Origin of the sequence: Acetobacter lambici, assembly GCF_011516885.1 — a bacterium.
In the GTDB taxonomy this organism is placed as follows: Bacteria; Pseudomonadota; Alphaproteobacteria; order Acetobacterales; family Acetobacteraceae; genus Acetobacter; species Acetobacter lambici.
Window position 1 is genome coordinate 1 of record NZ_WOTD01000084.1, and the last position, 4,834, is coordinate 4,834.

7 protein-coding genes and 1 pseudogene are annotated in these 4,834 nt (G+C 46.8%); 6 read left to right on the plus strand and 2 right to left on the minus strand.

Annotation, left to right across the window (positions count from 1 at the left end):
- Nucleotides 1-100 precede the first annotated feature (100 nt).
- From GOB86_RS14665 to GOB86_RS14680, 4 genes are read left to right on the plus strand one after another with little or no spacing between them, the layout of a single operon-like run.
- Nucleotides 101-283 (plus strand): hypothetical protein, encoded by a 183-nt coding sequence (locus GOB86_RS14665; RefSeq protein WP_165993367.1) that lies wholly within the window; start codon nt 101-103, stop codon nt 281-283.
- Nucleotides 280-588, plus strand: coding sequence for a hypothetical protein (locus tag GOB86_RS14670; protein ID WP_165993369.1), 309 nt, complete (start codon nt 280-282; stop codon nt 586-588). The genes GOB86_RS14665 and GOB86_RS14670 overlap by 4 nt, the downstream gene beginning before the upstream one ends.
- Nucleotides 588-923 (plus strand): hypothetical protein, encoded by a 336-nt coding sequence (locus GOB86_RS14675; protein ID WP_165993371.1) that lies wholly within the window; start codon nt 588-590, stop codon nt 921-923. Before GOB86_RS14670 ends, GOB86_RS14675 begins: the two co-directional genes overlap by 1 nt.
- Nucleotides 916-1,395 (plus strand): hypothetical protein, encoded by a 480-nt coding sequence (locus GOB86_RS14680; protein ID WP_165993373.1) that lies wholly within the window; start codon nt 916-918, stop codon nt 1,393-1,395. Before GOB86_RS14675 ends, GOB86_RS14680 begins: the two co-directional genes overlap by 8 nt.
- A 6-nt stretch (nt 1,396-1,401) precedes the next feature.
- Here the strand turns inward: GOB86_RS14680 and GOB86_RS14685 are convergent, their stop codons facing one another.
- Complete coding sequence (locus GOB86_RS14685; RefSeq protein ID WP_165993375.1) at nt 1,402-2,631, minus strand: tyrosine-type recombinase/integrase; 1,230 nt, start codon at nt 2,629-2,631, stop codon at nt 1,402-1,404.
- 335 nt (nt 2,632-2,966) lie between these two features.
- Here GOB86_RS14685 and GOB86_RS14690 point away from each other — a divergent pair, with 335 nt between their 5' ends.
- Both GOB86_RS14690 and GOB86_RS14695 read left to right on the plus strand, forming a co-directional pair.
- Entirely contained in the window at nt 2,967-4,097 is a 1,131-nt protein-coding gene (locus GOB86_RS14690; protein WP_165993377.1) for a site-specific integrase, read from the plus strand.
- 14 nt (nt 4,098-4,111) lie between these two features.
- Nucleotides 4,112-4,753: a hypothetical protein gene (locus tag GOB86_RS14695; protein ID WP_165993379.1), complete on the plus strand. Its 642-nt coding sequence runs from the start codon at nt 4,112-4,114 to the stop codon at nt 4,751-4,753.
- On the opposite strand, the pseudogene GOB86_RS14700 reads toward GOB86_RS14695, so the two are convergent.
- Nucleotides 4,738-4,834 (minus strand): annotated as a pseudogene (locus tag GOB86_RS14700) (IS5/IS1182 family transposase); the annotation flags it as partial. The gene GOB86_RS14695 and the pseudogene GOB86_RS14700 overlap by 16 nt on opposite strands.

Consider the following 4,834-nt stretch of genomic DNA (forward strand, 5'->3'; position numbering starts at 1 on the left):
ACAGAGGGCTGCCCATCCAGAATGCCTCCTTCAGAGAATGGTCAGCATCCTGTGAATCACATTTTTAAACCGATGGGTACCCCGTGAGTCAGGCCAAACAATGGTTGGTATCAGTCCCGCGCAGCTAACCGAGATGCTGGCGGTGGAACGGGAGCGGTGCGCGAAAGCAATCCTCACCCTCATTAAAGAAGAAAAGGAAATCCATGGAAAGGAAACGCCTGATATTCTTTGGGCTTTTCGAAAAGCGCACCGTGAAATCCTCCTACTAGGAGACGCGCCATGAGGACGAGAGAGGAGCAAATTTCCGCATTGGAGGAGGACATCTTTTCCAATGCATTGTCACTGAGCGCAAGAACAGCAGCGCTGGCTCACATCCTCGAAGCTGAACGCCGGGCCGAACGGCGCGTGCGGGCGGAGATTGATCGCGATAGTGAGCGGCTGGATTGGTTGGAGCGGCAATTCATTCTTATGGCGCTCGTAAAAGGTCCAGCGCCTGTTGCCCCAGATAAGAAATTAGACGCTGTTTTCACCCAGACCGGCGGGATTCCATTCCGCCAAGCTATCGACGCAGCGCGAGAGGTGGGGTGATGAATACAGTGCAGGGATATCTTGAAAGCGGCATGCATTTGCCGCGCTTCATGAGAGACTTTCATGACCAGAAAGATATTTTTAAGTTTCTTGATGAAGTGCAAGAGCGGAATATCGAAAAGAGCCGGAATGGAGATCGGGGCGACAGTGTAAACTGGCGAACTGCTCAAGTTTATACGATCGACATTTTCCTGTGGGTTATGGCCCGGCATGGCTACACGCTTCAGCGGTCTCGCAAGAAATTGCCGTTTTCAGATATTGACCGGACGATAGAGGTTGAAAATGAACGGCGCAGGAAAGAGATGGCCGAAGCTTTAGGTGGATCGCATGACTGACCCACGCATAGAGGCGGCTGTTGATGCTGCATGGAGCCACACAACGCAGTTCTCCAGCGGAGAAACATTCGACCAATACAGTAAGCGGAAACCATATGAGGGCGGAGAGTTCCGTAAATCTATCGTTTCCGCCCTCGCAGCAGCAGACGCAGCGGCTTGGAGACCGATTGAGAGTGCGCCAAGGGATGGGACGTATGTTGATCTGTGGGTTATTAATTCAGATGGAGAAAGTCGAAGAATTACCGATGCTTACTTTGGCCCTATTCCACATACATGCGGAGAATATGGCCAGTATTGCGATAGCTGCCCAGAAGAAGGAAATTTCTGGGTTGATGGAATATTTGGCCATGAAATTCATGGTGAAATAACCCACTGGCAACCCCGCCCCACTTCGCCCAACGCAACCCCGCAAGCTGCTCCCGAAACAATAACCATCCCAGAGGTGCGCAACGACCGGCCTATTAAAATATGACACTGATTAGTTAACGGGCTTTCGTTTACCAGAAACTAATTCCTCAACTGGCAGTTGTCCTTCTAAAATCAGATCATTCCACAACTGGGCAAGTTCTCGCCTTCTGTGCAGATGCAATGCCCGGTTGTAAGCACCCGCCACCTTATCCCGCGATACGTGGGCCAACATCAGCTCAATGACAGCATGGTCCTGCGGATAACGCTCATTCATCGTGCTGGAAAACGTAGAGCGAAACCCGTGCGGCACATGCCGCCCATGGTATCCGGCCCTGTTCAACAGGTAGCCGAGGGCATTCTCACACATCATGGTCTTGGGTCGGCGTGTGTTAGGGAACAGGTGCGGCCAACGTTCTGTGAATGGGCGCAACGCATTGACCACCGCGACTGCCTGCGGTGTGAGCGGGACAATATGGTCCCTTCCCATCTTCATCCGCTCCTTTGGAATAATCCATACTGGCTCTGATCCATCCAGTTCATGGAACTCCTCCCATAATGCACCGCGCACCTCACCCGGCCTGACTGCCGTGACATAGAGAAGCCTGAATGCAAGGCGTGTTACAGGGTGGGCCGGGCTACTCTCAACTCGGCCGATCATTTCCCGTGCCTGGTCAAGATCAGTAATGGCGGGTTGGCGCCCACGCTGGACAGGCCGCAAGGCAGCCTTAACCACAGATGCAGGGTCATTGTCAGCCCGACCTGTAGCGATGGCATGGACAAACACATCACTCATCCGCTGGCGGACTCGGTGCGCAGTCTCAACCGCACCTCTGTCCTCTATCTGCTTCAGGACATGCAGAACAACGCGAGCTGTCATTTGCCCAGGCGGCAATGTGCCAATCAAGGGGAATACATCCCGCTCAAGGCTATGGATCACATCATGAGCATGCCGAGGCCTCCATAGATCCTTGCGTTGCTCATACCATTCACGCGCAACGCTCTCGAAGCTATCTTCCTCACGCGCTGCAGACAAAACCGGAGCCAGCTTCCCAGCCTGCGCTGGGTCAACCCCCTGGCGGATCATGTCCTTGGCATTATCACGCATGCCACGGGCCTCCCGCAGAGACACAGACGGGTAAGGACCAAAGGTCAGGGTCTGTTCTTTGCCACCTGACCTATAACGCATACGCCAGAATTTCTTGCCGGTTGGCATGATATGAACGAACAGCCCCTCACTATCAGCCAGACGGTAAGCTTTGTCCCTAGCCTTTGCTGTTTTGACCCCGGTATCTGTCAGCATGCTTTCCGTTACCCACACATAGGAAAATTTTACCCACTCGTTACCCACAAAGCGTTGAGCTTGTATGAAACAAAATGAGAACACGTGAGAAAACAAAAAACGCAAAAAGCCCTGAAGATCAAGGCTTTTGATAGCTTATGAGAATTTATGGGAATTAGTCTTGGCGGAGAGGGAGGGATTCGAACCCTCGGTACGATTGCTCGCACAACGGTTTTCGAGTTCTAAAAAAGTCAAGTTAAATCTTACTTAGATATTGACTTTTTTCACTTGTTGCTGTATTGCTATCTCTACCGCAATTAATTGAAAGGAAAATGCCAGCGGACAGGCGTATATACATGAAACAGGTGCAACAGCGTGGGAAACGCTATACCGCGACAGTTAGATTAAACGGCCATTCTTTAACATCTACATTTCCCAAAAAGTCACAAGCGAAGGAATGGTGTGACAGGGTGGAAATCGCAATCCGTGACGAAATCGTTAATCCCGCGAACGTATTCAAGCGTGAAGATTTTATCGCAAAAAAATCCCAAAAACCTAAAAATATCAAAGAATTAGAAGCCGAAAAAAAGAAGAATGACAGCATACCTTCTATTGATTGGCCTCTGAAAAAAGCTATCCAAAAATATATGTATGAGGATTTGGAGAAGCTGAAAGGCTTCAAACAGGCACTTTTGCGCCTAAAAATGTGGATGCGCTCTGAATTTGCAGACGTTCCGCTCAAAGACATATCGGCGGAAATGATTCATACATGGAAAATTAACAGGCGAACGAATAAAGGAAAAATTCCCTCACCTTCGACCATTCGCAACGACCTTTACAGGCTTTCCGTCATCTTCGAAACCGCTCGAACAGCACGAACGAAGGACGGTTGGGGACTGACTGAATTACATAATCCAGTCAAAGAAATCCTACTCCCCTCACCTCCTGCTGGACGTGATCGAAGATTGCAAGGCGATGAAGAACGCAGATTAAGACAAGCGTTATTAAGTGGTTGTCATCCCCTAGAGATGTCCTGTTTTTTCGAGATTTCACTGGCGACAGGAATGAGAAAGAGCGAAATCTTGCAGGCGACCGCTGATGAAGTAATCGAAGGACGAATGGGGTGGTCAATAAAAAAGAATGATACAAAAAATGGAACAAATCGCACTGTTCACTTGTCCAAAAAAGCAACGGATGCAGTTCTGAAACTGATTAACGTGAATCACGGAAAAACCTACGGAAATAGACTTTTTTCTATATGCTCCACCACGGTAGACAACTTGTGGAAAACAGCACGTAAGCGTGCAGGCTGTCCTGATTTGCGTATTCATGATTTACGGCATGAAGCTATTAGCAGACTAGCGGATGCAGGGCTGTCATTAGGTGCATTGGCGAGCATGAGCGGACACAAAACAAGCCAAATGTTGTTGCGTTACATAAACGCGAAAGAGTCTGATATTAGGGAAAAACTGGCTTTGATTGCTTAAAACTGAAAAAGGAAGTGAAAAAACATTCACTTCCTTCCGAAATCCATGATATAATTTTAATCACGACAAAAAAACGACATCAGGAGCTTGTTGATGTTTATATAATATCACAAGTTCCCGATGTCAATAAGTTTTTTCAAGAATGTTGGCAAAAGGAGCATATGAATTATGATATTTTAGAGAGACATATATACGAAATTAACACTTCAACATATGACAAATTAGATACTCTCAATAAATTTTATAGATACAAATTATACGAAAAAATTAGGAAAATCAGTAACTTAGATGATATCTGTGATGCTGAAACGCTGGCTTATGCTGTTGTCAATTTCATTGATTCAATAGATAAAAATATTTTAGATTCTTTCGAATTAGCTTCTTATTCATATAGAGAATTATTACAAGTTCAGCGAATCACAAAAACCAGATTAACACGTAAAGCTAATCGTTATCGCATTAATATTAGACGTATTTTGTCATTATCTAGAGATGACGATGAATTTCAGTTATCTTTTGATAATGATAAAAAAGAACGATATCAGCAGATAAAATTCAACGGTTATAGTGTTCAAGATTCGATTAATCGCAAGATAAAAAATAATCGCTCAAGAGATTGGTCAATTTCTCAGAGCCTGAATCAGAAAGGGGTTTGATTGATTTTTCGCAGAACTCTGCGGATATGGGCAATCATCAACCACGCGTGGGATGACGAGATTGTTGCCTCGACATCCTTC